The organism is Mesorhizobium sp. M0960 (assembly GCF_040319055.1).
Classification (GTDB): Bacteria; Pseudomonadota; Alphaproteobacteria; order Rhizobiales; family Rhizobiaceae; genus Mesorhizobium.
Genome location: NZ_JAMYNN010000027.1, coordinates 25,262 through 51,276 on the forward strand (window position 1 = coordinate 25,262; position 26,015 = coordinate 51,276).

General features: G+C 62.5%; 23 protein-coding genes. 11 read left to right on the forward strand and 12 right to left on the reverse strand.

Features of this window, described 5'->3' with window-relative positions; all coding sequences use genetic code 11:
• Positions 1–151 precede the first annotated feature (151 nt).
• On the reverse strand, positions 152–1,084 hold the full coding sequence (locus tag NKH63_RS29080; protein ID WP_352484578.1) for a LysR family transcriptional regulator: 933 nt from the start codon (positions 1,082–1,084) through the stop codon (positions 152–154).
• Between the two features lie 81 nt (positions 1,085–1,165).
• On the opposite strand from NKH63_RS29080, the gene NKH63_RS29085 reads away from it, so the two are divergent.
• Together NKH63_RS29085 and NKH63_RS29090 are read left to right on the forward strand one after the other, a co-directional pair.
• Positions 1,166–2,050 (forward strand): NmrA family NAD(P)-binding protein, encoded by an 885-nt coding sequence (locus NKH63_RS29085; protein ID WP_352484562.1) that lies wholly within the window; start codon positions 1,166–1,168, stop codon positions 2,048–2,050.
• 48 nt (positions 2,051–2,098) lie between these two features.
• Positions 2,099–2,371 carry a DUF2798 domain-containing protein gene (locus NKH63_RS29090; protein WP_023717491.1) on the forward strand — a complete coding sequence of 91 codons (273 nt, stop codon included), beginning with the start codon at positions 2,099–2,101 and terminating at the stop codon, positions 2,369–2,371.
• Between the two features lie 89 nt (positions 2,372–2,460).
• Here NKH63_RS29090 and NKH63_RS29095 read toward each other — a convergent pair whose 3' ends face one another.
• From NKH63_RS29095 to NKH63_RS29120, 6 genes are all read right to left on the reverse strand, one after another.
• Positions 2,461–3,108, reverse strand: a complete 648-nt coding sequence (locus NKH63_RS29095; protein ID WP_023717490.1) for a YiaD family glycine zipper/OmpA-like lipoprotein — start codon at positions 3,106–3,108, stop codon at positions 2,461–2,463.
• Between the two features lie 174 nt (positions 3,109–3,282).
• Positions 3,283–3,651, reverse strand: a complete 369-nt coding sequence (locus NKH63_RS29100; protein WP_023679923.1) for a GFA family protein — start codon at positions 3,649–3,651, stop codon at positions 3,283–3,285.
• Positions 3,652–3,851: 200 nt separating this feature from the next.
• Positions 3,852–4,238, reverse strand: coding sequence for a hypothetical protein (locus NKH63_RS29105; RefSeq protein WP_023717488.1), 387 nt, complete (start codon positions 4,236–4,238; stop codon positions 3,852–3,854).
• 473 nt (positions 4,239–4,711) lie between these two features.
• Positions 4,712–5,843, reverse strand: a protein-coding gene (gene prfB, locus NKH63_RS29110; protein ID WP_156948021.1) for a peptide chain release factor 2 whose coding sequence is annotated in 2 segments (ribosomal slippage) — positions 4,712–5,776 and positions 5,778–5,843 — 1,131 coding nt in all. Because the reading frame shifts where the segments join, the coding sequence is not laid out codon by codon here.
• A gap of 150 nt (positions 5,844–5,993) precedes the next feature.
• Positions 5,994–8,450, reverse strand: a complete 2,457-nt coding sequence (locus NKH63_RS29115) for a penicillin-binding protein 1A (RefSeq protein WP_352919935.1) — start codon at positions 8,448–8,450, stop codon at positions 5,994–5,996.
• Between the two features lie 214 nt (positions 8,451–8,664).
• Complete coding sequence (locus tag NKH63_RS29120; protein ID WP_352484560.1) at positions 8,665–9,927, reverse strand: N-acetylmuramoyl-L-alanine amidase; 1,263 nt, start codon at positions 9,925–9,927, stop codon at positions 8,665–8,667.
• A 667-nt stretch (positions 9,928–10,594) separates the two neighbouring features.
• Here NKH63_RS29120 and NKH63_RS29125 point away from each other — a divergent pair.
• A complete protein-coding gene (locus NKH63_RS29125) occupies positions 10,595–13,585 on the forward strand; it encodes an Rne/Rng family ribonuclease (RefSeq protein WP_352484559.1) in 2,991 nt (996 codons plus the stop codon).
• Positions 13,586–13,682: 97 nt separating this feature from the next.
• Here NKH63_RS29125 and NKH63_RS29130 read toward each other — a convergent pair whose 3' ends face one another.
• Positions 13,683–14,666 (reverse strand): glutaminase, encoded by a 984-nt coding sequence (locus tag NKH63_RS29130; protein WP_352484558.1) that lies wholly within the window; start codon positions 14,664–14,666, stop codon positions 13,683–13,685.
• 11 nt (positions 14,667–14,677) lie between these two features.
• The gene (locus NKH63_RS29135) at positions 14,678–15,826 is read right to left on the reverse strand and encodes a pyridoxal phosphate-dependent aminotransferase (RefSeq protein ID WP_352484557.1); all 1,149 of its coding nucleotides are present in this window, start codon (positions 15,824–15,826) and stop codon (positions 14,678–14,680) included.
• A 145-nt stretch (positions 15,827–15,971) separates the two neighbouring features.
• Between NKH63_RS29135 and NKH63_RS29140 the strand changes: the two genes are divergently transcribed.
• The 6 genes from NKH63_RS29140 to aat all read left to right on the forward strand — a co-directional run bounded on the left by NKH63_RS29140 (position 15,972) and on the right by aat (position 21,319).
• Entirely contained in the window at positions 15,972–17,366 is a 1,395-nt protein-coding gene (locus NKH63_RS29140) for a M48 family metalloprotease (RefSeq protein WP_352484556.1), read from the forward strand.
• Between the two features lie 70 nt (positions 17,367–17,436).
• Positions 17,437–18,240, forward strand: coding sequence for a DsbA family protein (locus NKH63_RS29145; RefSeq protein WP_352484555.1), 804 nt, complete (start codon positions 17,437–17,439; stop codon positions 18,238–18,240).
• Between the two features lie 163 nt (positions 18,241–18,403).
• Entirely contained in the window at positions 18,404–18,838 is a 435-nt protein-coding gene (aroQ, locus tag NKH63_RS29150; RefSeq protein ID WP_352484554.1) for a type II 3-dehydroquinate dehydratase, read from the forward strand.
• 26 nt (positions 18,839–18,864) lie between these two features.
• The gene (gene accB / locus NKH63_RS29155) at positions 18,865–19,323 is read left to right on the forward strand and encodes an acetyl-CoA carboxylase biotin carboxyl carrier protein (protein ID WP_023717477.1); all 459 of its coding nucleotides are present in this window, start codon (positions 18,865–18,867) and stop codon (positions 19,321–19,323) included.
• Positions 19,324–19,342: 19 nt separating this feature from the next.
• On the forward strand, positions 19,343–20,686 hold the full coding sequence (accC, locus tag NKH63_RS29160; RefSeq protein WP_352484553.1) for an acetyl-CoA carboxylase biotin carboxylase subunit: 1,344 nt from the start codon (positions 19,343–19,345) through the stop codon (positions 20,684–20,686).
• Between the two features lie 15 nt (positions 20,687–20,701).
• The gene (gene aat / locus NKH63_RS29165; protein WP_023717475.1) at positions 20,702–21,319 is read left to right on the forward strand and encodes a leucyl/phenylalanyl-tRNA--protein transferase; all 618 of its coding nucleotides are present in this window, start codon (positions 20,702–20,704) and stop codon (positions 21,317–21,319) included.
• 112 nt (positions 21,320–21,431) lie between these two features.
• Here the strand turns inward: aat and NKH63_RS29170 are convergent, their stop codons facing one another.
• The 3 genes from NKH63_RS29170 to NKH63_RS29180 form a co-directional block, all read right to left on the reverse strand.
• Positions 21,432–21,800, reverse strand: a complete 369-nt coding sequence (locus tag NKH63_RS29170; RefSeq protein ID WP_023717474.1) for a hypothetical protein — start codon at positions 21,798–21,800, stop codon at positions 21,432–21,434.
• Positions 21,801–21,886: 86 nt separating this feature from the next.
• Positions 21,887–22,378, reverse strand: a complete 492-nt coding sequence (locus NKH63_RS29175; RefSeq protein WP_352484552.1) for a DUF2155 domain-containing protein — start codon at positions 22,376–22,378, stop codon at positions 21,887–21,889.
• A gap of 156 nt (positions 22,379–22,534) precedes the next feature.
• Positions 22,535–22,933 carry an NADH:ubiquinone oxidoreductase subunit NDUFA12 gene (locus NKH63_RS29180; RefSeq protein WP_352484551.1) on the reverse strand — a complete coding sequence of 133 codons (399 nt, stop codon included), beginning with the start codon at positions 22,931–22,933 and terminating at the stop codon, positions 22,535–22,537.
• A 246-nt stretch (positions 22,934–23,179) separates the two neighbouring features.
• Here NKH63_RS29180 and NKH63_RS29185 point away from each other — a divergent pair, with 246 nt between their 5' ends.
• On the forward strand, positions 23,180–24,340 hold the full coding sequence (locus NKH63_RS29185; protein WP_352818020.1) for a helix-turn-helix transcriptional regulator: 1,161 nt from the start codon (positions 23,180–23,182) through the stop codon (positions 24,338–24,340).
• A 207-nt stretch (positions 24,341–24,547) separates the two neighbouring features.
• Positions 24,548–25,948 (forward strand): ArnT family glycosyltransferase, encoded by a 1,401-nt coding sequence (locus NKH63_RS29190; protein ID WP_352484549.1) that lies wholly within the window; start codon positions 24,548–24,550, stop codon positions 25,946–25,948.
• Positions 25,949–26,015: the final 67 nt, after the last annotated feature.

A 26,015-nucleotide genomic window follows, 5' to 3' on the forward strand; every position in this document is an offset into this window, starting at 1 on the left:
GACGCAGGGCACTGGCAGATTTGACGATCGATCAGCTGAAGGACATCGGTCATTTGGAGGTCCATCAACCAGCACTCGACGCCGTCAAGGCAGTTCTGATCACGAACTTGATATCGATGAGGTAAGATCGGCGCTCAGTTTGGTTTGGGCCCTAAAGGTTCCTGAGCTCCAGGCGAGATGCCAACAGGTCCAGAAAAGCGCGTACTTTGGCCGAGGACGACCTGCCTTCCGGCCACACGGCATGTATCGGCACCGGCACCGGCTCGAATTCGGTCAGAACCAGCTCCAGGCGGCCATCGTCCACCAGGTGTTTTACCTGCCAAAGCGGGGAGTAGCCCAAACCCAATCCGTGAACCGCGGCTGCATAGATCGATATCATCAAATTCGACCGGAAGGTGCCCGCGACCTTCACCGGCCGGGGCTTGCCTTCAATCTGAAACATCCATTCGCCCGGGCGGCCGTCAACGGTTCGTACGATGCATTCATGCTCACGCAATTCGAGCGGATGGGCCGGTCGGCCGCGTTGTCGAAAGTAGGCAGGTGCGCCGAACACGACGCGCCGCAACGCCCCCAGCCGCTTCGCCCGTAGACTGGAATCCGGCAAATCGCCGATCCGGACCGCCAGATCGAGACCCACGGCATCCAGATCGACAAATTCATCGGAAAGCTGGAGGTCAACCTCAACCTGGGGATATGTCCGCATATAGTCGGCGATGACCGGCATCAGGAAATCCGGGCCGAACAGAACCGGGGCACTCACACGCAGGATGCCGGACGGCTCGGATCGTCGGTTGGCCGCCTGAAGCCTGGCTTCGTTTATTTCCTCGATGGCGGGCTTGATGCGTTGGAAAAAGGCCGCACCGGCTTCGCTCGGCGTCGAGCGGCGCGTCGTCCTGTGCAGAAGCTCGACCCCGATGGATTCCTCCAATGTCGCCAAAGACCGACTGACCGACTGCAGTGAGCGGTTCAGCCGGCGTGCGGCAGCCGTCAGGCTGCCATGCTCGACAATGGCAATGAAGGCTTCGAAATCATCTATCCGGCTCATCGCGTATTTCTCCCGAAAATCCGGATAAACTATCGCCACATCGATCAATTGTAACGCAGTTCGCTAGATTTTATCTTCCCTGCACAGGCCGAAAGGCAGACTCGAGGGAAGGAGATCGTCATGCGAACACCCAGTCCAACCGTCCTGGTCGTAGGCGCCGCAGGCCGCGTTGCCGGTTTGGTGGTGCCTGAACTCGCCCGCCGCAATGCCAGGGTTAGAGCGCTTGTTCGTGACGCCGCGGCTGCCGAAAAAGCCCGGAAAGCCGGCGCAACCGAGATCGCGATCGGGGATCTGCGCAACCATCAAAGCGTTGAACAGGCCGTCGAAGGTGTCGACGGTGTCTTCCACATCGGACCGGCCTTTGCTCCCGACGAAGCCGCCATGGGGGTTGCCATGGTTGAGGCAGCGGCGCGTGCAGGCGTTCGGAAATTCGTCTTCTCATCGGTGATCCAGCCCACCAACACGAGGCTGGAGAACCACGCAAGCAAGGTACCGGTCGAAGCCGCCCTCTATTCGACGAACATGGAATACACCATTCTGCACCCGGCCAATTTCATGCAAAATATCGCGGCGGCCTGGCCGTCCGTCGTCGAGCATGGCGTTTTCGCCGAGCCGTTTCCAAAGACGGCGAAGCTGGCCCGCGTCGACTATCGCGACGTGGCTGAAGTGGCAGCGATCGCACTGACCGAAACGCGTTTGTCCTATGCGACCCTCGAGCTGTGCGCCGACGGTATGCACAGCCGCGAAGAGGTCGTTGCCATGATGAGCGAGGCGCTTGGCCGGCCGGTTTCAGCAGGCGAGCCGACATTTCAGGACTGGGCGGCGAAAGCCCGCCTTCCCTATACCGACCGGCAGTTGCAGATGCTGGCCAAAGTACACAGCCACTACGCCAAATACGGCCTCGGCGGGAACAGCCTGGCGTTGCGCGCCGCGCTTGGCCGCGAGCCGCGTTCGCTGCGAAGCTTCATTCGGGAATTGGCGCTGCCGGTGGCACATGCCGCCTGATCGTCCTCACAATAACGCTTACGCACACTTTCTGATTAGGAGATTTCGATGCAAGCATCACCGGACCGAGCCTTCAAATTGAGAAAGCTGCCGCCCTCCTACGGCGCGGTGGTGATGCCGTTGGTTCTTTCGATTCTGATGTCCTCGATTGTCTCGGCGGTTTCGACGGCAATCGGCGCAGGCTGGACGGACGGGTTTATTGCGGCCTGGAGCTATGCATGGGGCGCTTCATGGCTTGTTGCGTTTCCCAGCCTGCTGATTGTGCTTCCGATCGTGCGCCGGATCGTTGCCGCGATTGTCGATCAGCCGGCCCGGTCCTGATATCACAAACGCAGCGCGCCGGCGGCCGGCGGTCCGGCATAACCATTAGAGCGGCCCGTACGGGGCCGCTCTCGGTTCATGCGCTTGCATCAGGTGAGCGGCGACAGCTGGATCTCGACGCGGCGGTTCTGAGCCCGGCCGGCAGCGGTCGCGTTGGAGGCGATCGGACGCGTCTTGCCGAAGCCGGTGACGGCGAAGCGGCGGGAATCGACGCCCTGTCCCGATAGATAGTTGGCGACCGCCAAAGCGCGGCGCTGCGACAGGTCGAAATTGTGCTCGTCGCCGCCGGTCGAGTCGGTGTGGCCGAACACGTCGACGGTGGTCTGCCGGAACTTTTTCAGCACAAGGGCAACCGAATTCAGCACCGGATAGAAACCAGCCTTCACCGCATCCTGGTCGACGTTGAAGGTGATGTCGGACGGCATGTTGAGGATGATCTGGTCGCCGGTGCGGGTGACGCTGACGCCGGTGCCCTCAAGCTGCCGGCGCAGTTCGGCCTCGTTCTGGTCCATGGTGGCGCCGATGGCGCCGCCGGCAAGCGCACCGATGCCCGCGCCGATCAGCGCGTTGCGGCGGTCGTTGCCGCCGGCAAGCATACCAAGCCCGGCACCCGCCAGCGCTCCCAGACCGGCGCCGGCAGCGGTGTTGGAAACCTTCTGCTCCCCGGTGTAGGGATCGGTGGTGCATGCGCTCACAAGCACAGCCGTCGCCACGACGGCGAGCACAATCTTTTTCATATGGTGGTCCCTCTCCATTCCACGGCCGCGCAACGGCGCACCGCATCAGCCCTTCCAGCGACTTGTAACATGAAATGCGGCGAAAAGCGGACCAGCAAAAGCCGCTGCCGCGGCTTTCCCCGGCTCAATTCCACACCCCTGCAGCGGCTCGCGCGACCACCGCAGTTCGACCGGCTACCAGAGATTCTTGCCGTCGATGACCACCACTTCGACCTTGTCGAGATCGAAATCGTCGAACAGCCGCGAATTCACACTGATCTTCGGATTGTCGAAATTCGGCTCGCCTGTCGACCAGTCCGGCGTCTCGGTGAAGGTGCCGCAGCCGCAGGTGGCGCAAAAACCGTGTTTTATGGTTTTCGATCCCCACTGGTAGAACGAAACATTCTCCGGCGGGCTGGTAAGCCTGAATTGCGATGGGGTGTAATAGGCCCACAACGAACCGCGTTTCGAACAGAAGGAACAGGTGCATCGCGTCACAGTCTGCGGCGCTTGCGAAACCTCGAACGTCGTCGCCTTGCAGTGGCAGCTTGCCTTGATGGTCATGAACCAGTCCCTCACAATGCCCGCCGCCCCCACGGCAAGGCACCATAAAGAAACGCTCCTGACAACTCCCCGTCAGCAGACCTGTGGGCCTGCGATGCGCAGTTTCAAAAGTGTTGTAACCCAATCGAGGGCGTGTCCATCCCAACAACCCTGCACACCCTCGGGTCAAGCCCAAGGGCAAGCTTTTGGGGCGACATGCATCAATAGGACGATGGCGGCACGAACAGACAGATGGTCTTTCCGTCATTGGCGCCGGCGACCGAGCACCAGTGATATGCGCCGTCGGGCGAATTCTTGATGCGCTTGTCGCTATAGGCCACGACTTCGCCTGTCCCCTTGATGACATAGCCTTCGGGGCGCTCGCCGATAGATATCGGCGCAACCTCGCGGCAGTCATAGCCCGAGCAGCAGGAGAACGGATAGCTCCAGCCTTGCGGCATCGCCGCCGTCGGCTTGGCATCATGCGCCAGAGCAGGCGCCGCGAATGGCATCGCGGCAGCTATCAAAACCACTGCCGCGACAAGGGAATTCAGAAATCGGCGCGCCGTGTGAACGGCATGGGCCGGTCTGGTTGTAAGAGCAGGCATGGGCGCAGTTCCTATCAACGGTTGTCAAGCATCTCGCTTGCCCGTTCCCAGAACGTGTCTTCCCAGTGGCCGGATCGTCAGGTCGCAGATACGCCGCGCCCGGCCATAAATGCTTTTTTCCTCCCCAGCGCTTGGATGCTGGGCTGATTCCTTGGTCGGCGCAAGGAATTGCTGTCGCAAACCGAACGCCGACCTCTGCGGCCGGAACCAGCCTGCCGGCCGGGTTGACGAGACTGGTACGATCACCCCCGGCAGCGAGGGCTGCCAATAACGGAATTCGGCTCGCAGTGGTTCCGGGCTCGGCACCGGCAGGCTCGAAGCATTCGCGTCAAAAGCGGAAATCGATTTTGGAAATTCCGATGAAAAACAAAGTTGTAGAACGACAGGTAAGTTCAAGTTGAGAACTCGTCACTCTCGCGCCGTGGCCGTAACTCTCGCGTGATGGACTGAAATTGCCGGGTTGGTGCCCGCCTTCAGTCGATGTCGGCCACGGTTTCTCCGGCGCCACCCTCGATGCGCTGCGACAGCGAGGCCTCCATGAAATCGTCGAGGTCGCCGTCGAGCACGCTCGACGGGCTGGTGCTCTCGACGCCGGTGCGCAGATCTTTCACCAGCTGATAGGGTTGCAGCACGTAGGACCGTATCTGGTGGCCCCAGCCAATATCGCTCTTCGACGCTTCGGTGGCGTTCGCCACCGCTTCGCGTTTCTTCAGCTCTTCCTCGTAAAGCCGCGAGCGCAGCATTTCCCAGGCCTTGGCCTTGTTCTTGTGCTGGGAGCGCTCCGCCTGGCAGGCAACCGCGATGCCGGTGGCGAGATGGGTGATGCGGACCGCCGAATCGGTGGTGTTGACATGCTGGCCGCCCGATCCCGAAGAACGATACGTGTCGATACGGACGTCAGATTCGGAAACGTCGATGTCGATCGTATCGTCGATGACGGGATAGACCCAGACGCTGGCGAAGGAGGTGTGGCGGCGCGCATTGCTGTCATAGGGCGAAATACGCACGAGACGATGCACGCCGGATTCCGTCTTCAGCCAGCCATAGGCGTTGTGGCCCTTGATCAGCAGCGTGGCTGACTTGATGCCGGCCTCTTCGCCGTCATGCACTTCCAGCACCTCGACCTTGAAGCGGCGGCGCTCGGCCCAGCGCGTATACATGCGCAGAAGCATCGAGGCCCAGTCCTGGCTTTCGGTGCCGCCGGCGCCGGCATGGACTTCCAGATAGCTATCGTTGGCGTCCGCCTCGCCCGACAGCAGCGTTTCGATCTGGCGCGCCTTGGCCTCGCCGCGCATCGAGCGGATCGCCGCCTCGGCCTCCGCGACGACGCCCTCGTCGCCCTCTTCCTCGCCAAGCTCGATCAGGCCGATATTGTCTTCCAGAGCCTGGGTGAGGCCTTTGACCGCGGCAATGCCTTCCTCGAGGCCCTGACGCTCGCGCATCAGCTTTTGCGCCTCCAACGGCTCGTTCCAGAGGCTCGAATCCTCGGCGCGGACATTCAGGTACTCAAGCCGCTTTATGGCCTGGTCCCAGTCAAAGATGCCTCCTCAGCAGGGTGATCGCCTGCCTGATCTCGTCGACAATATTTTGCGTTTCCGCGCGCATGGCTGGCTGTTCTGTCCTGTTGCTGAATGGCGGTTTGGTGGCGCGATACATAGGGACGGCAATGTCCCCTGTAAAGCACCGGCCCCTGTAAAGCGGGATGGGCCGGCTCGACCATGATCGTCAAGCCGGCCCGACCGGATGTAACGATTGTCAGTAGAGCCCGCCGCCGCCCGACTGGATAGCCTGGTTGGCCTGCGGCGACAGCGCCCCGCCGGTGGCGTTGGAGCCGTCCGCACCCATGCCGATCACCCAATAGCTGTCGGCGGGACCGGTACCCGGCTTGAAGGCTTCGATGATGGTTCCGGCGTCACCCTCGTTGGCCCGCATGCCGGTCTTGCGATTGATCGCAATCAGCTTCATGCCTTCGGGAACCTTGAAGTCGACATTGGGCGTGCCGTCCAGCGCTACGCGCATGAAATCCTTGAAGATCGGCGCGGCAAGGCCGCCGCCGGTCGCGCCCTTGCCAAGACCTTTCGGCTGATCGTAGCCCATATAAAGGCCGACAACGAGGTTCGGCGTATAGCCGATGAACCAGGCATCCTTTTCGTCGTTGGTCGTTCCGGTCTTGCCGGCGATGTGACGGCCGAGTTCGTTGATGGTGGCGCCGGTACCGCGTTGAACGACGCCCTCCATCATCGATGTGATCTGGTAGGCGGTCATCGGATCGAGCACCTGCTCGGAATTGTCGACCAACTCCGGCTCTGGCTGGTTCTGCCATTCTGCGGCGTTGCAGTTTGAGCAGCCGCGTTCGTCCTGCCTAAAGACGGTCTTGCCGTAGCGGTCCTGGATGCGGTCGATCAGCGACGGCTTGATCGACTTGCCGCCATTGGCCATGATCGAATAGGCCGATACCATGCGCATCACCGTCGTCTCGCCGGAACCCAGCGCCATCGGCAGATACGGCGCGAGATGGTCGTAGACGCCGAAACGCTCGGCATACTCCACGACCAGTTTCATGCCCATGTCGTTGGCAAGCCGCACCGTCATCAGATTGCGCGATTTCTCGATGCCGGAGCGCAAGGTCGCCGGACCGGCCACCGTTCCGTCGTAATTCTTGGGCGTCCAGGTCGTGTTGCCGCTCTGGATGGTGATCGGCCCGTCCATGATCACAGAGGCGGGCGTATAGCCATTGTCGAGGGCGGCCGAATAAACGATCGGCTTGAACGACGACCCCGGCTGGCGCATGGCCTGCGTCGCCCGGTTGAACTCCGACTGCGCATAGGAGAAACCGCCGACCATGGCCAGGACGCGTCCGGTATGCGGATCCATGGCGATCAGGCCGCCTTCCACTTCGGGAACCTGGCGCAAGCTGTAGCTGTTGTCCGAGCCGTCGTTCCTCTGCACGAAAATCACGTCGCCCGGCTTCAGCACGTCGGCCGGCGACTTCGCCTTGACGGTTTTGCCGTCGACCACGTGGCGCATGGCGAAGCTCATGTCTTCCTTGCTGACCGTGCCTTCGAGGCGGTCCTTGACGATTTCGCCGGAGATCTGGCGCGTCGGCTCCAGGCCGATGGACAGGCCGGTGGCCGAGCTATCGAGCACGACGGCAAGCGACCATTCCGGCACGTCCTCCAGTCGCTTGACGTTGCCCAGCGGCACGCCCCAGTCGCCGGAAACATCGATGCTCGTGACCGGCCCGCGGTAGCCGCGCAGCGTATCGAACTTCATGAGACCGTTCTGCATGGCCTTGCGGGCAATCAACTGCATCTTCGGATCGAGCGTGGTACGGACGGAAAGGCCGCCCTCGTAGAGCGCATTCTCGCCGTAGCGCGCGATGATCTGGCGACGCACTTCCTCGGTGAAATATTCCCCGGCGAAGAGATAGTTGCCGGTGCGGCGCGGCGTGACGCCGAGCGGCTCGGCCTTGGCCTTCTCGCCTTCTTCATGGGTGACGTAACCGTTCTCGACCATCTGGTCGATGACCCAGTTGCGGCGCTCCAAGGCGCGATCGGCATGCTTGAAGGGATGGTAGTTGTTCGGCCCCTTCGGCAGAGAGGCAAGATAGGCAGCCTCGGCCACAGTGAGTTCGTTCACCGATTTGTCGAAATAGGTGAGCGCAGCACCGGCGACGCCATAGGCACCGAAACCGAAGAAAATCTCGTTGAGATAGAGCTCGAGAATGCGATCCTTGGAATAGGCCTGCTCGATGCGGAAGGCGAGGATCATCTCCTTGATCTTGCGCTCGTAGGTCTGGTCTGAAGACAACAGGAAGTTCTTCGCCACCTGCTGGGTGATGGTCGAGGCGCCGACCTGGCGCTTGCCCGAGCCAAGATTCTGCAGGTTGACGACAATGGCGCGGCCAAGGCCGGTCACGTCGATGCCGGGATGATTGTAAAAGTTCTTGTCCTCGGCCGACAGGAAGGCCGCCTTGACTCGATCCGGGATCGCCTGAATCGGCAGATAAAGCCGCCGCTCACGCGCATATTCGGCCATCAGCGCGCCATCCGACGCGTGGATGCGGGTCGTCACCGGCGGCTCGTATTTGGCCAGCACCTCGTAATCGGGCAGGTCCTTCGACAAATGGCCGATATAGATCGCCACGCCCGCCGCGACCAAAAGGGCCAGCGTCGTGCCGATGCCGAAGAAATAGCCAATGAGACGAATCATACCCGCTCCAGTCCTTGGTTCGGGAATTTCCTAAACGAAGCCGCCCTTCACGCAAGCTTTCGGGACGATCCCAACCCGTAATCGCAAAAGCCATGTCGCGACCATGTGGGCAAAATACGGCAGCGTGGAATTTCGGTTTCGAATGCCGGAAATAAAAGCACAGGGTGTTGTCGCCGTGCAACGCTGCCTCAGGTTGTGGGCGCCGGCGGGCATTTCAGCCTCCGGCCCCCGTTCCGCTCTTGGCCGAAGCAAACAGTGCAACGGCGTTGGTTATGCTTTGGGTCGCCTTGTTGCGCCAATCGGCGCTGAGCAACTGCGCTTCGTCCTTGGCGTTCGACAGATAGCCGAGTTCGACCAGCACGGACGGAACGTCCGGCGCCTTCAGCACCTTGAAGCCGGCAGAACGCTGCGGGTTGTTGATCAGGCCGACGCTGGTGGAAAGCTGGCCGACAAGAGTGTGCGCGAAGCTCATCGAAAAATTATGCGTCTCGCGGCGGATCAGGTCGATCAGGATATCGGTCACTTCCTTGCTGTCGTCCTTGATCTCCATGCCGGCGAACTGGTCGGAAAGATTTTCACGGTCGGCAAGCGCCTGTGCCTCGGGATCTGAAGCCTTGTCGGACACGGTGTAGACGGTTGCGCCGCGAATGCCCCTGAGGCTGATCGTGTCGGCATGGATCGAGATGAGCAGGTCGGCCTCATGCTGGCGAGCAATGCGCACGCGATCGTCGAGCCGCAGGAACTCGTCCGTTTCGCGCGTCAGGAACACGTCATATTTGCCGCTGGCGGCGAGCTTGTCGCGCAGTTCCATGGCAAAGCCGAGCGTCACGTTCTTCTCGACAGTGCCGTTCAGGCCCTCCGCACCACCGTCGATGCCGCCGTGGCCGGGATCGACGACGACGGTGAAACGATGGCCCGGATTGGAGACCGGCCCGGTACCGACCCTGCCGGCCTTGTCGGCAGAGACTGTCGAGCCGGTGGTCAGCGCCTGATTGGCGAGCGCTGCATCGAATTCCCGCTGCGACGCCGCCGACATGTCGATGGCGATGCGGTAGCCGTTGCCGTCATCGTTCTTCAGCACGTCGAGATTGTCGACGGCGAACGGTCCCTTGCCGGTGAGAATCAGCCGCGATTTTCCCTCGCCGAGTCCGCCGTAACGCACGGCGCGGACAAGGCCGCGCGGCTTCACATCCTTGGCATTTAGGGCGAATCTCGTGGCCGGCAGATCGATGACCAGACGATTGGGGCCGCGCAGCAGGAACCATTTGATGTCGGGATCGCGGTCGAAATTGATGACGATGCGCATCTTGGTGGCATCGCCGGCCATCTTGTAGCTTGTGGCGCCGATCGGTACGTCGGCAGCACGCGAAAGTGGCGGAAAGACTAGGCAAGCCAGGATCAGCGGCAGCAGGCAGGCGGTGCGGAACAACCAGCCTCCATGATGACGGCCCTTGTCTGCGAAGCCTGCCAGTCCCATCTTTCTACCAGTCGCTCCTGTTTGGCGTCATGCCCGATCGTTCGTCAAAGTGCCCTATTGCTTGTCAAAGTTCCGGCAGGCCGCGAACTCGATTAACGATTGGTATCCAGAGAAGGTTAACCAAGCCTTTTCATGGAAGGCTTGGAACCTGGGCTTCCGTTGCGGAACGGCTTTTTGCCGGCGTCGGGAATCGGGGTTGCCTTCCAACCCGCCAAATCATAAAAGCGATGGTGGATCACTGCAATCCTGGAACCGTCCTCCTCCGCAGCTTCCTGCTACAGGTCAGACGCAAGACGGCTCCTTTCGCTTCAGGCGAAGAAGGCATCGGTGATCGCGACGATTTTCGCAGGCGTGCTCCCGTGGCGGGGGAATCGCCTGCGTGAGCAAAACGGCCGGGATTGTCCCGCGCCGGCTCTGTATGAGCAAACAAGCTGGTCCGGTTTTTCCCGGGCTTTGGTTCAAAAGGTTCTGCTGGTTACGATGGCTTCAAGCGCAATCATGGAAAGGTCCGCAACAAACCGCGCCACTACGGCTGCGGGCGGCACCGCCATGGCGCTCAGGCAGCGGCCGGCGGACGTTCAATTGTCCGGCACCCATGTTCCAGGTCCACGGCAGCGGGCATTGCCCCGCAAGCTGCGGCCGACGGCTGCCGGGGGGAAACGAAATAATGCCCAACAAAATGCTGATAGACGCCTCCCACCCGGAGGAAACACGCGTTGTCGTCGTTCGCGGTAACCGTATTGAAGAATTCGACTTTGAATCCCAGGACAAGAAGCAGCTCAAAGGAAACATCTATCTCGCCCGCGTAACGCGCGTCGAACCTTCCCTCCAGGCAGCCTTCGTCGAATATGGCGGCAACCGTCACGGTTTCCTCGCCTTCAGTGAAATACACCCCGACTATTACCAGATTCCGGTCGCCGACCGTCAGGCGCTGCTGCGTGCGGAAGCACAGGAAGCCCAGGACGAAGAGGACGAGGAAGCCGCCGAGGGCGACGACCGCCAGAGCCGCGACCGCGGCAAGCGCGGACGCCGGCGTGGCGGCAAGAGCCGCGACCGCGGCGAGCACAGGCGCGAGGCAGGCGCGTCCGACGGTGAGAATGGCGAGAGCGGCGAAGATGCCGTCGCAGAGAACCTGGATGCCGCTGCCGACGGCGGCGACACCATGTCCGATACTGTCGGACAGAGCGAGGATGCCGCCGGACAGAGTGATGAAGTCGCCGATAGCGGCGAGACCGAGCCGTCCGAAGGCGGATCCAGTTCCATCGCTGCCAGCGTCGACGCCGACGTAATCTCGGAAGCCGTCCCGCAAGTAGAGACAAGGGAGGTCGAGACAGGCGGGGCCGAGACGAGCGGCGAAGCGACGTCCGAAGACAATGATCGCGGCATGCTGGAGGAGGTGCAATCCTCGCATTCGGACGATCACGAGGTCGAATCGGTCGGCGCCGAAGACGCGCTGGAAGAAGTGCGCAACCGCCGCAAGCCGGTGCGCCGCCAGTACAAGATCCAGGAAGTGATCAAGCGCCGGCAGATCCTGCTGGTGCAGGTCGTCAAGGAAGAGCGCGGCAACAAGGGTGCAGCGCTGACCACCTACCTGTCGCTGGCCGGCCGCTATTCGGTGCTGATGCCGAACACGGCGCGCGGCGGCGGCATTTCGCGCAAGATCACCAATGCGCAGGACCGCAAGCGGCTGAAGGAAGTGGTCGCCGATCTCGAAGTGCCGCAAGGCATGGGCGTCATCCTGCGTACGGCCGGCGAAAGCCGCACCAAGGCAGAGATCAAGCGCGACTACGAATATTTGATGCGGCTTTGGGAAAATGTCCGCAATCTGACGCTTCAATCCACGGCCCCTGCCCTGGTTTATGAGGAAGGCAGCCTGATCAAGCGGTCGGTGCGCGACCTCTACAACAAGGATATCGACGAGATCCTGGTTTCCGGCGAAGAAGGCTACCGCGAGGCCAAGGATTTCATGCGCATGCTGATGCCGAGCCACGCCAAGGTGGTACAGCCGTTCCGCGACACGACGCCGATCTTTGTGCGCAACGGCATCGAAGCACAGCTCGACCGCATGCTGCAGCCGCAGGTGACGCTGAAGAGCGGCGGCTACATCATCATCAACCAGACGGAAGCGCTGGTCGCCATCGACGTCAATTCGGGCCGTTCCACCAAGGAGCACTCGATCGAGGACACCGCGCTTCACACCAATCTGGAAGCCGCCGAGGAAGTCGCCCGGCAATTGAGGCTACGCGATCTCGCCGGCCTGATCGTCATCGACTTCATCGACATGGAGGAGAACCGCAACAACCGCTCCGTCGAGAAGCGGCTGAAGGATCACCTCAAGAACGACCGCGCCCGCATCCAGGTCGGCCGCATCTCGCATTTCGGGCTGATGGAGATGTCGCGCCAGCGCATCCGTGCCAGCGTTCTGGAATCGACGATGAAGCCTTGCCCGCATTGCGGCGGCACCGGCCATGTGCGCTCCGATTCGTCGGTTGCGCTGATGGTGGTGCGTGCGATCGAGGAATTCCTGCTCAAGGATTCGCGCAGCCACATCACGGTGCGGACGCCGGCAGCGACCGCGCTCTATGTGCTCAATCACAAGCGCGGCACGCTGGTGGAATTCGAGCACCGCTTCGGCGTGACCATCACCATCGAAGCCGATGACACGGTCGGTGCACAACACTATGCCATCTTCCGCGGCGCGCTGGCCGAAAAGCCGGAAGGCTTTGTCGAGGCCCGCACGTTCCCGGCCTATGTCGAGCCGGAAGAACCCGAGGACGAGATCGTCATCGAGGAGGAAGCGGAGGCACCGGTGCAGGCTGAGCAGCCACGCCCTGCCCAGCAGCCGCAGCAGCCAAGGTCCGGCGAGGACGGCGAAGGCCGCGATCGCAAGCGCCGCAAGCGCCGCAGACGGCGCGGCGGCAAGGATCGCGAACACGGGGATCGCGAACACGGGGATCGTGAACACGGGGATCGTGAACAGGCCGCTGCCGGGGAAGGTGCTTCCGTTTCGGCGCCGACGGACGACGCCCTCGTAGCCGCCGGCGATCAAGGCGCCGAAGCGGAACGTGAAGCGCCGGCCGGGGTTGCCGAAACTGCGGAAGCGGCGGACGACGGTCACGGCAAGAAGCGCCGGCGCGGCAAGCGCGGCGGCAAGCGCAATCGCCGTGAAGACGGTGAGGACGGCGTCGAAGCCAGCGCCGGCGAGCCGGCCGGCATGACAGAAGGTGCCGTATCGGAAGCAGAGCCGGTGACTGGCGAGCCGGAAGGTGCGCCGCCTGCCGAAGAGCTTGCGGTGCGTGCTCCGGCGAACGACGACACGCCGAGCGCCGAAAAGCCGAAGAAGCCGCGCCGTGCCGCCAAGCCGAAGAAGGCCGCGGCGGAAGCAGTTGCCGAGATTGCGGGCGCCGAGACATCGGCCGCCGAAGCCGCGGCGGTGGCTTCCGGCGAGACCGCTGCGCCGGTTCGGCAGGAGACCGAAGTGGCGGCTGGCAAGGAAACGCCGAAAGCCCGGCCGTCGCGGCGCAAACCCGCACCGGTGGATGCTCCGGTCGTGCCGGTCGTCTCCTCGATCGTCCCCGACGAGGCAAAGACCGAGGAAGCAAAGGCCGAGGACAAGCCGAAGCGTGCCGGCTGGTGGCAGCGGAAGGGCTTTTTCTAAGCTTTTCCGTGTATTAGCCAGACTTTCTGATTAAAAGAATCCCGCGCTGCCGACTGGCTGCGCGGGATTTCTTCGTGCCAATTCCAGGCGACAGGCACTATGGCGCGAAGATCGACCAGTTCATCATCTTCGCCAGTTTCTCCAGCGCGATCGAGCCCAGCCTGGAATTGCCATTGGCATTGAGGCCAGGCGACCACACCGCAAGCGAGGCGACGCCCGGCACGATCCCCAATATGCCGCCGCCAACGCCGCTCTTGCCGGGAATGCCGACACGGAAAGCGAAGTCGCCGGAGCCGTCATAATGGCCGCAGGTCAGCATCATCGCGCCGATCCGGCGGGCGCGCTCGGCCGAGACGACGGAATGCCCGGTCGCCGGATTGTTGCCGCCATTGGCGAGAAAGCGCCCGGCCAGGGCGAGTTGCCGGCAGCTCATGGCGATCGCGCAATGGTGGAAATAAACGCCCAGCGCCAGTTCCGGCGCGTGATTGAGATTACCGAACGATTTCATGTAATTGGCAAGCGCAAAATTGCGAAAGCCGGTGGCACGTTCGGACGCCGCGACCTCGCGATCGATGATGATCGTGTCGTCATCGGCCAGGAACTGGATGAAGCGCAGGATCTCGCCGATCGCCTCGCGCGGCTGATGGCCGGCAAGCAGGATGTCTGAAACGACGATGGCGCCGGCATTGATGAACGGATTGCGCGGAATGCCGTTCTCATGCTCGAGCTGGACGATCGAGTTGAACGGATTGCCCGACGGTTCGCGTCCGACCCGTTGCCATAGCGCGTCGCCGACATTGCCGAGCGCCAGCGTCAGCGTGAATACCTTTGAGATGCTCTGGATCGAAAATGCCTCGTCGGCGTCGCCCGCGGTCAGCACGCGGCCGTCATTGGTCACCGCGGCAATGCCGAATTTTTTCGGGTCGATCTTGCTCAGCTGCGGAATATAGCTGGCAACGTCGCCGCGATCGGCACGCTCCGCCATTTCGGCGGCAACCTCGCGCAGTGCCTGTTCAAGCTGGGGCGCCTGTCCAAGTTGGGGCGCCTGTCCGCGTTGCGGCGCCTGTTCAAGCTCCGGCATCGTCGTCCCCGCTACTTCAGCCAGCGTTCGATACGCGCCATCGCCTCGACCATGTCGTCGTGGCTGCCGGCGTAGGAAAAGCGCATCGTGCGATGGCCCTGCAGCGGATCGAAATCGCGGCCGGGCGTCGCCGCCACATGCGCCTCGGCAAGCATCCTGCGCGCAAACGCCATGCTGTCATTGGTGTGCCGGGTGACGTCGCAGAAGGCGTAGAAGGCGCCGTCCATGGGCGCAGCAAGCGCAAAGCCGAGGTCCGGCAGGCGTTGCATCAAGAGCTCGCGGTTCCAGGCGTAACGCGCCTTCACCGCCTCCAGCTCTTCTGTCGCCTTGAACGCTTCGATCGCGGCAATCTGGGACAGTTCGGGCGGCGAGATGTAGAGGCTCTGGGCGATGCGCTCGATCGGCCGCACCAAATCCTGCGGCAGCACCATCCAGCCGATGCGCCAGCCGGTCATGCAATAATATTTCGAGAAGGAATTGATCACCGTCACGTCCGCGCCGAAAGACAGCGCCGTCGTGTCGGGGGCCGCATAGGCCAGCCGGTGGTAGATCTCGTCTGAGATCACGGCGATGCCAAGCTCGCGCGCCGTCTCGACCAGCGCCTCGAGATCGCCGGCGGGAATGACCGCGCCGGTCGGATTGGCCGGGCTGGCGAACAGCACGCCCTTCAGCGGTTTTTCGCGGTGCGCGGCTTTCAGGTGCTCGGCATGAAGATAGGCGGCGCCGTCGAGCTCGATTTCGGCGATGTCGATGCCGAGCGCAGCCATGATGTTGCGATAGGCCGGATAGCCCGGCGCGGCGATGGCGACGCGGTCGCCCGGATCGAACATCGCCAGGAAGGCAAGGTTGAAGGCAGCCGACGATCCGGTAGTAACGGCTACCCGCTCGGGCGGCACGTCAAGCCCGTAATGCTCGCCATAATGGGCCGCGATTGCCTTGCGCAGGCCGGCGAGGCCCAGCGCGTCGGTATAGCCGATGCGGCCTGCTTTCAAGGCGCTCGCCGCCGCTTCGCGAACCCCGGCCGGTGCCGGGTCGGACGGCTGGCCGACTGCCATGGAAACGACCGGCACGCCCTTGGCCTTCAGCCGATTCGCCTCGGCCAGGATGTCCATGGCGTGGAACGGCTCGACGGCGCCGCGGCGCGAAAGCGAAACAACCATTTTTCAATCCACCACACTTGTCCGCACGTGCCGGCCATGCAGGCCGCGCCGCACAAATGCCCGATTGATGTGGGGATCACAAGTTCGGTAAGTTTAAGGTGCCGACTTTTCATCCTTCGCCCGCTCGTCTACCAGTGGACCTGCCATGTTAAGCCGACCCAGATCGACGATCGCCAGGACAGCGCGCGCCTTCGCGACGCTTTCGCTTGCCGCGGTGCTAGCCATGGCTGGCTCGGTCAACGCGTTTGCGCAGAATGTGCCGGTGGTGCGCGATGCCGAGATCGAGGCGCTGGTGCGGGATTACGCACGGCCGATCTTCAAAGCGGCCGGCTTATCGGGCGACGCCATCAACATCGTGCTGGTCAACGACCAGAGCTTCAACGCCTTTGTTGCTGGCCGCCGCATGTTCATCAACACCGGCGCGCTGATGACAGCCGAAACGCCCAACGAGATCATCGGGGTCATCGCCCACGAGGCCGGCCATATCGCCGGCGGACACCAGCAAAAGTTGCGCGAACAGCTCGAGCGCGCCAAGACGATGGCAATCCTGGCGACGCTGCTTGGCGCCGGCGCCATGGTGGCCGGCGCCACCAGCAATAGCCGCGGCCTCGCTGGGGCCGGCATGGGCGTGATGGCCGGCGGCGGCGAGATGGCGCAACGCAGTATCCTCGCCTATCAGCGCACCGAAGAGATGACCGCCGACCGCTCGGCAATCGCTTATCTCAATGCTACCGGCCAGTCCGGCATGGGCATGCTGAAGACGTTCAGCCGTTTCCAGAACGCATTGTCGCTCTCGGGCGCCCAAGTCGATCCCTACAAGATCAGCCATCCGATGCCGCAGGAGCGTATCGCCAATCTCGAAGTGCTGGTGAAGCAGAGCCCTTACCTCGACAAGGTCGACCCACCGACACTGCAGCAGCGCCACGACATGATGCGCATCAAGATCGCCGCCTATATGCAAGGACAGGCCGCCGCGTCGCGATTGATGCGCAAGAACCCCGGCAGCCTCGCCTCGCGCTATGGCGACGCGCAGATGACCTATCTCTTCGGCAATCTGGCCTCGGCGCTCACCAAGACCAGCGCACTGATCAAGGAACAGCCGAAAAATCCCTATTTCCAGGAATTGCGCGGCGACATCCTGATGAAGGCGAACAGGCCGAAGGATGCGGCGGACGCCTATGCCAGGTCGGTCAGCCTCGATCCGGCACGGTCCGGGCTGCTGCCGGTCTCTTACGGCCAGGCGCTGATGGCTATCGGCACGCCGGATTCGCTGAAGAAGGCGGTGGCGCAGATCAACACGGGCCTCGGGCGGGATCGCGAAAACGCCGCCGGATACCGCTATCTGGCACAGGCCTATGGGGAACTCGGCAACATCCCGGCCGCCGAGCTTGCGACCGCCGAAGGGCATTTCTATTCCGGCGACTACAAGAATGCGAAGATCTTCGCCATGCGGGCGCAGCAGAGCATGAAGCGGGGCGAGCCGGGCTGGCTTCGCGCGCAGGACATTATAAACTACGCACCATCAGGTAAGAAGAAGTGAACCTTTCGGACGCACGCTGCGACACAGCCGAACCGAGCGGACCCGAACACAGGCAAGAGGATCGAGGATCATGACCAAGGCAATTCTGCTGGGCACTACCGGAGTGGCAGCCGCCCTCGCCATGCTGGCGTTCGGCTTCGTCGCCGGAAATCCGCAGACGGCGACGGCCGGCACGGCGCAGCTTGTCCAGACGGCGTCCTCGGAAACCAAGCTCGACCGCACCGAAGTCGAAGGCATCGTCCGCGACTATCTGCTGAAGAACCCGGAAGTGCTTCTGGAAGCCCAGCAGGCGCTCGAGGCCAAGCAGAAGGAAGAACAGCGCGTCGCCAGTCTCGGCGTCATCAAAGACGCCAAGGACCAGATTTTCAACTCCGCCTTCGACGGCGTTGTCGGCAATCCGAACGGCAAGGTCACCATCGTCGAGTTCTACGATTACAATTGCGGTTACTGCAAACGCGCCATCGATGACATGCGCGCGCTGACCAAGGCCGATCCGGACCTGCGTTTCGTGCTCAAGGAATTCCCGATCCTCGGCCCTGATTCGCAGAAGGCGAGCGTCGTCTCGATGGCCTTCCACTTGATGAAGCCGGAGAAATACGGCGAATTCCACAACGCGCTGCTCGGCGGCCAGGGGCGCGCCACCGAGGCGGCGGCAATCAAGGTGGCGCTGTCGCTCGGCGCCGACGAGGCGGCGCTGCGCGAAAAGATGAAGGACCCGAGCATCACCGAGGCCTTCTCCAAGACCTATGATCTTGCCACCAAGCTCGCCATCACCGGAACGCCGTCCTATGTCGTCGGCAACGAGGTTGTGTTCGGCGCGCTCGGCCAGGAAGTGCTGGCCGAAAAGATCGAGGCGGCGAAGGCCGCACTCTGATTAGCGTTCGGGTTTCGATCAGGCTGCGGGTTTCCGGCGCGGGCCGTTTTCCGGCTGTTGTGGACGGCGAAAGAACGCACTTGCGCTCTTTTCGCCAGCGTCTATGCCCATTATAGAGGGTCCGGCGCGCCGGCTTAGCCGCGCCGGGAAAGGTCGGCATTTTTTGAAAACGGTTTTCGTCCTGAACGGCCCTAATCTCAACGCGCTCGGCAAGCGCGAGCCGGGCATCTATGGCGGCAAGACGCTTGCGGCGATCGCCGACGACTGCAAGCAGGCGGGTGCCGCACTTGGGCTGGAGATCGATTTCCGCCAGTCGAACCATGAGGGCGACCTCGTCGACTGGATCCACGAGGCCGCCGAGAAGGCCGCCGCAATCGTCATCAATCCAGGCGCCTACGGCCACACCTCGATCGCCATTCACGATGCCATCCGCGCCGTCGCGCCGCTGCCGGTCGCTGAGGTGCATCTCTCCAACATCCACGCGCGGGAACCATTCCGCCACGTCTCCATGGTCGCGCCGGTCGCTGTCGGCATGATCTGCGGGTTCGGGCCGCTCGGCTACACGCTGGCGCTGCAGGCGCTGGCTGCACGCCTATGACCGGCCAACAAACAGAAGGCTCGAAAATGTCGATAAAGAAGAACGGTGTTGACCAGCAGCTGATCCGCGACCTGGCGGGCATACTGAACGACACCAACCTCACTGAGATCGAGGTCGAGCTGGGCGATCTGAAGGTGCGCGTCTCGCGGCAGGCGCCGGCCGTCCATGCGATCGCCGCAGCGCCGCCAGCCTATGCCCCGGCAGCAGCGCAGCCTGCGGCAGCGGCCGCGCCGGCGACGCCCGACGTGTCGAAGAACGCCGTCGCCTCGCCAATGGTCGGCACCGCCTATCTGGCACCGTCGCCCGACGCCAAGCCGTTCATCGAAATCGGCCAGAAGGTCAAGGAAGGCCAGACGCTGCTGATCATCGAGGCGATGAAGACGATGAACCAGATCCCCTCGCCGCGCGCCGGCATGGTGACGGCGATCCTGTTCGAAGATGCGCAGCCGGTCGAATACGGCATGCCGCTCGTCGTGATCGAGTAGAGCCGGGAACAGGCGAAAGATGTTCCAGAAAATCCTCATCGCCAATCGCGGCGAAATTGCCCTCAGGGTGCTGCGCGCCTGCAAGGAGCTTGGCATCCAGACGGTGGTGGTGCATTCGACCGCCGACGCCGACGCCATGCATGTGCGTCTCGCCGACGAGAGCGTCTGCATCGGCCCGCCGCCGTCGCGCGACTCCTATCTCAACATCCACCAGATCGTCGCCGCCTGCGAGATCACCGGCGCCGACGCGGTGCATCCCGGCTACGGTTTTTTGTCGGAGAATGCCAAGTTCGCCGACATCCTCGCCGCGCACAACATCACCTTCATCGGCCCGACCGGCGACCATATCCGCATCATGGGCGACAAGATCGAGGCCAAGCGCACCGCAAAGCGCCTCGGCATTCCCGTGGTACCCGGCTCCGACGGCGCGGTCACCGAGGAAAAGGAGGCCAAGCGCATTGCCGCCGAGATCGGCTACCCCGTGATCATCAAGGCGTCGGCCGGCGGCGGCGGGCGCGGCATGAAAGTGGCGCATAGCGAGGCCGACCTCGAGGTGGCGCTGCAGACGGCACGCTCGGAGGCGGGCGCCGCCTTCGGCGACGACGCCGTCTATATCGAGAAGTATCTGCAGAAGCCGCGCCATATCGAAGTGCAGGTGTTCGGCGACGGCGCCGGGCGCGGCGTGCATTTCGGCGAGCGCGACTGCTCGCTGCAGCGCCGCCACCAGAAGGTCTGGGAAGAAGCGCCCTCGCCGGCGCTCAATGCCGAGGAGCGCGCACATATTGGCGGAGTCTGCGCCAAGGCGATCGCCGATCTCGGCTATTCCGGCGCCGGCACCATCGAATTCCTTTATGAGAACGGCGAGTTCTATTTCATCGAGATGAACACGCGCCTGCAGGTCGAACATCCGGTGACCGAGGCGATTACCGGCATCGACCTCGTGCACGAGCAGATCCGCGTCGCCTCGGGCGGCGGGCTTTCGGTGCGCCAGGAAGATATCCGCTTCCACGGCCATGCTATCGAATGCCGCATCAATGCCGAGGATCCGCGCACCTTCACCCCCTCGCCGGGCACCATCACCCACTTCCACACGCCAGGCGGCCTCGGCATCCGCGTCGATTCCGGCGTCTATTCCGGCTACAAGATCCCGCCCTACTACGACAGCCTGATCGGCAAGCTGATCGTGCACGGCCGCAACCGCGTCGAGTGCATGATGCGGCTGCGACGCGCGCTCGATGAATTCGTGGTCGACGGCATCAAGACCACGCTGCCGCTGTTTCGCGACCTCGTCGGCAACGCCGACATCGCCAATGGCGACTACGACATCCACTGGCTGGAAAAATATCTGGCCAAAGGCGAGTGACACAGGGGCGACGCGATGACCCGCCCCTACGCACCCGGCTATCGCATCCCGACCGACCTGTTGCTCAAAGCCTATGCCTCCGGCGTCTTCCCGATGGCCGAAAATGCCAATGACCCCGAGGTGTTCTGGGTGCGGCCGGAGACGCGCGGCATCATTCCGCTCGACGGTTTCCACATCCCGAAGAGCCTGAGGAAGACGATCCGCAAGGATCTGTTCGAATTCCGCATCGATTTCGATTTCGAGGCGACGATCGACGCCTGCGCCGAAAGACGCGAGGAACGGCGGTCGACCTGGATCAACGCACCAATCCGCGAAGCCTATGTCGAGCTGCATCGGATGGGCCATTGCCATTCGGTCGAGGCCTGGCACGACGACCGGCTGGTCGGCGGGCTCTACGGGGTGTCGCTCGGCCGGGTGTTCTTCGGCGAGAGCATGTTTGCCAGGGAGACCGACGCCTCGAAGGCCTGTCTGGTTCATCTGGTCGAGCGCCTGAAGGCGCGCGGCTTTGCGCTGCTCGATACGCAGTTCACGACCGAGCATCTCAAACGTTTCGGCGCAATCGACGTGCCACGTGGCAAGTACGAGAAGATGCTGGCCGAAGCGCTAAAGGGCGAGGCTGTGTTTTTTCCGTGATCTAGAACGGTTCAGCGTTTCACGGAAACGCCGAACCGGTCCATTTTGTGTTTTGACGCAATTCCGCACGGAAAACCGTTCACACTTTTCCTGGAATTGCTCTACCGGCCGGTCAGCCCTTGGTCGCCGTCACCAGCGGTGTCTGTGCATGGAACATCATCTTCCAGCCATTGACGCGGTGGACATAGCCGGTACTGACCAGTGCTGCATAGGCTTCGCCATTTTGCCGGGTCGCACGCGCCTCGTAGGTCAGCATGACGATGTCGCTGCCGGGCTCGATGATGCCCTTGAGGTCGATGTCGAGCTCGCGCCAGCGCTTCGGCTCCGTCGCGGTTTTGGCCAGATCGGCGTTGCTCATCACCCGCGCCATCTGCGGGAAAGCCACCAGGCATTCGGTGTCGGCGTTGGCCTTGAAATAGTCGGCGTCGCCGGTCCAGAATCCCTTTTCGATGTCGAGAAGCTCGCTTTTGTTGGCCATCATCATGGCAACCTCCTCCCTAGAGAAGCCCCAACGCTCGGACAACAAGGCGGTTCCGCAAGACGCCGTATCCGCCGCGCTGACAGGTTCTAGTTGGTTTTGGGGGCAGCGGGTGCCGGCACGTCGGACTTCTGCTTGCAGCCCTTCAGCCAGATATCATAGACGGCGTGCTCGACGGCGTTGATCCCGGGGCTTTCGGCAAACATCCAGCCGGTGAAGATACGGCGGATTTTCCGGTCGAGCGTGATCTCGTCGACCTCGACGAACGAATCCGTCTTCGGCTCTTCGTTTTCCGGCCGCGAATAGCAGATGCGCGGCGTCACCTGCAAAGCGCCGAATTGCACCGTCTCGTCGATATAGACGTCGAAGGTGATGATCCGGCCGGTGATCTTGTCGATGCCGGCGAATTCAGCGACGGGATTGGTGATGCGCTCGGATACTGCGGGTGCTGCGGGTGCTGCGGGTGCCACCGACGCGTCCGGCGCAGGCGGCGCCAACTCCTGCGCAGCAGCAAGCGCCACCATAGAAGCGAGAACGACCGCGGTTGATCCGCCCGTCAAAATTCGGCTGAACATGCTCATGCAAGGTCCGGTGGTTTGCGCCCGGGTGATTCTCTTAACGCCAAGGCTAGTTGCTGCTGTCGGATCAGCAAACAGCTAAACAGCAATTGTGGCGACAAAGGACCGCGCCCGTGGGGACGGTGCCTGTGGGAACCGCGCGCGTGTCGCGGCGATCGATCACGAACCGGGCGTCCAGGCGTCGTAGTCGCCCGTCACCTGCGGACGATGCTGGTTGGTCAGCACCGAGCCCTTCGGGCGATAGGCTGCGGGGCTGCCGGTGAGGTTCGGCACATGCGGCTTTTGCCAGTCGCGGGGCTTGTAGTCTTCCGTTGGCGGCGCAACGTCGACACGGTGATGGATCCAGCCATGCCAGCCGGGCGGAATCGCCGAGGCTTCCGAATAGTCGCGGTAGATGACCCAGCGGCGGGTGCGGCCTTCCGAATCGACGCCGCCCTCGTAGTAGACGTTGCCGACCTCGTCCTGCCCGACCATCTTGCCGTGCCGCCAGGTGTGGAAGCGCGTTCCCAGCGTCTGGCTGTTCCACCAGGTGAAAAACTGCAGAAGGAAAGTTTTCATCCAAATCCTCGTGGCAAGTCCTTGTAGCAAGTCCTCGCGGCGCCTGTTCCTGCTTATGGCGTCACGGCATTGCGAAGGCAAGGGTCTTGCCGCAACCGACGAGCAAATGGCTGGCGGGCAAACTATACGTTCATGCGATCCTCGCGTCCGCGCGAAGCAGATGAAATGGGTTGTTGGCAACCTTACGCAGCGTTATTCTAGGAATTGATGCTTCGTCGCCTCAAGGGCGGCAAATGAGAGGGGCTCATGTCATCGCTGGCGGGCACGGCCGGTCGCGCATTGCCGCAGGTCGTTGAGGCGATCTACGATTCGATTGCCGACGTCGGCCGCTGGCAAGCGACACTCGAGGCCATCTGCAGCCTGGCGGAAGGCCAGCTTGCCATGCTCGCCGTCATCGACACGATCAGCAGTTCCGCGCGGTTTTCGGTGTCTTGCGGCGATCCCGCAGTTCTTGAGCCGTTGAAGCATGACTACGGCTCGCAAGTGCCGTTCTATGCGGCGGTTCCCAAGATGGAGATCGACGTGCCGTTCACTGTCGATTCGATCTACGCCCTGCAAGGTCCAGATACGCGACAGAGATGGCTCGAAAGCCGCATCGTGCGCGAATGGGTGCAACCCAACCGGCTGGACGATTTCTTCTGGGTGGCGTTGATGAAGCGGCCGACCCGGATCGGCACGCTGATGGTGGTTACCGACAAGGACAGGCGCCAGATTTCCAGCGAGGACCTCGAGCTTGTCTGCCTGCTGGCGCCGCATGTGCGGCGCGCGGTGACCATCGGCGACCTGTTCGAGGCGGAGCGGCGCAAGGCCGAAATCTTCCGTTCCATCATCGAAAGCCTTGACCATCCCGTGCTGATCGTCGCCGAAGACATGACCATCATCTTCGCCAACCCGACAGCCGAAGCGCTGCTCGCCGAAAACATCTCGGTCGCTTGCGTGCGCGGACAGCTTTCCTTCACCTATTCCAACGCCAATGCCGCGATCGGCCGTGCCGTCCAGCTCGGCACGCGCGACGAATTCGCGCTCGGACCTTGCGGCATCAACATTCCGCTGGCCAAGACGGCCGTTCCGGCGGTGGCCCATGTGATGCCGCTGGCGCGGCGTGAAATCTCGGCGCGTATCTCGCAGCGCGCCGCCGCGGCGATCTTCATCGCCGCGGCCGGTTCGGCACCAATCCCGGCGCTGGACGCCATTGCGGCGCTGTTCGGACTGACCGCGGCAGAAAGGCGCGTCGCCGGTCATGTTGCCGCCGGCCTGACGCGAAAGGAAATCGCCGCGGCCGGCGGCGTCTCGGACGGCACCGTCAAGTCGCAGCTGGCGACGATCTTCGACAAGACCGGTACCGGCGATCAGCGCGAGCTCGAACTCTTGATGCGCGAATTGTCGCCGCCGTTGCGCTCCAGTTGATTTGCGCAGATCCCCCGGACCGGCCGTGGTCCAAAAGGCTCGGCCGGTAAGTTTTCCAAGCCTTTAAGAACATCATCCGCAAAATCTGCAAAACGAAACCGGCATCGTTGCAATTCGGCCAAAATCATGGTGCGGTCGTTCGCGGTCCAGAAACGCGGCACTATGCTCGGCTGGAAAGAAAATGGTTTCTGGCGCGGATCTCGATCTTTGATACCGACATCTACCGAGCGGCTGCTCCCCTACCTTTTCCTGCTTGGGCTGATCGTCATCGCGGTCGCTTTCCGGCCACTGCTGCCCGTCGACGAAACGCGATATCTCAGCGTCACCTGGGAAATGTATCTGAGCGGACAGATCTTCGTCCCGACGATGAATTTCGCGCCCTATCTGCAGAAGCCGCCGCTGCTGTTTTGGCTTATCGACCTTGTCTGGACCGTTTTCGGCGCCAGCCGGCCGGCGGCGATGCTGGTCATCTTCGCCGCCTCCTCACTCGTCATCTGGCTGACGACGGCTTTGGCAAGGACCCTGTTTCCCGGCCGCGACGACATCGCACGGCGCGTCCCCTGGCTGGTCGCCGGAAGCAGCGTGTTCGTCATCTATTCGACGCTGATCCTGTTCGACCTGTTGCTGACGGTCTTTGTGCTCGCCGCGCTGTTGTCGTTGATTGCCTTTGCCCGGAGCGGCGACCGCTGGCACGCCGTTCTGGCCGGGCTGTTCATCGGCATGGGCGTGCTGACGAAAGGCCCGGTGGTGCTCATCCATATCGGCGCGCCCATCCTGTTCTACCCGTTCTGGCGCGACCGGCGGGCGGGACTGGCGACACCGAACTTCCTCGCTGGAGTGGGCCTGGCAGTGCTCGCCGCGCTAATTCCGGTGGCGATCTGGCTGGTGCCGGCGACCATTCTGACAAAGGGCAGTTTCGTCTATGATCTGGTCTGGAACCAATCGGCGGGGCGCGTCACCGGCAATTTGCGCAATTCGCACGGCCGGCCGTTCTACTTCTATCTGCTGCTGCTGCCGGTCATGTTCATGCCGTGGATTTTTATACCCGAGGTATGGCGATTGAAGCTGCGCACGCGGATACGCAGCCTGATCGAGACGAAGTCGCCCGATCTGCGCGCCTTGCGCTTACTGTCGTTCTCGTTCGTTGCCGTGTTGCTGGCGTTCAGCGCGATATCCGGCAAGCAGCCCCACTATGTCGTGCCGATGTTGCCGTTCGTGACCATCCTGTTCGGGTATTTCATGGCGGAGATCCCGCTCGCCAGGCTGAAAAGCTCGGCCGTCGTCATGCTTGTCATTTTCGGCATCGGCCATGCGGTGGCATCGGCAACCGCGTTCAAACGCTATGACCTGACGCCGCTCGCCAACTTCGTCGACGAGCGAAAGGATGCGGACTGGGCCGTGGCTTTCGACTATCAAGGCGAAGTCGGCTTCCTGGCCCGGTTGCAAAAGCCATTCGAAACCACCGACAAACCGGAAGAATGGCTTGGCTCGCATCCCAGCGGCTATGTCATCGACAAGGTTTCCAAGGATCCCGGCACCGCAGGGCAAATCGCGTTCCGGCTTCGCGTCGAACGCGGTTATCTCGTCGTGCTGAAGGGACAGCATTGACGGTCGTCACCGGTACGCGAATTCATCTCCCGCGCGGGAGATGAAGGCGTTGCTGCTCCGTGGTTCC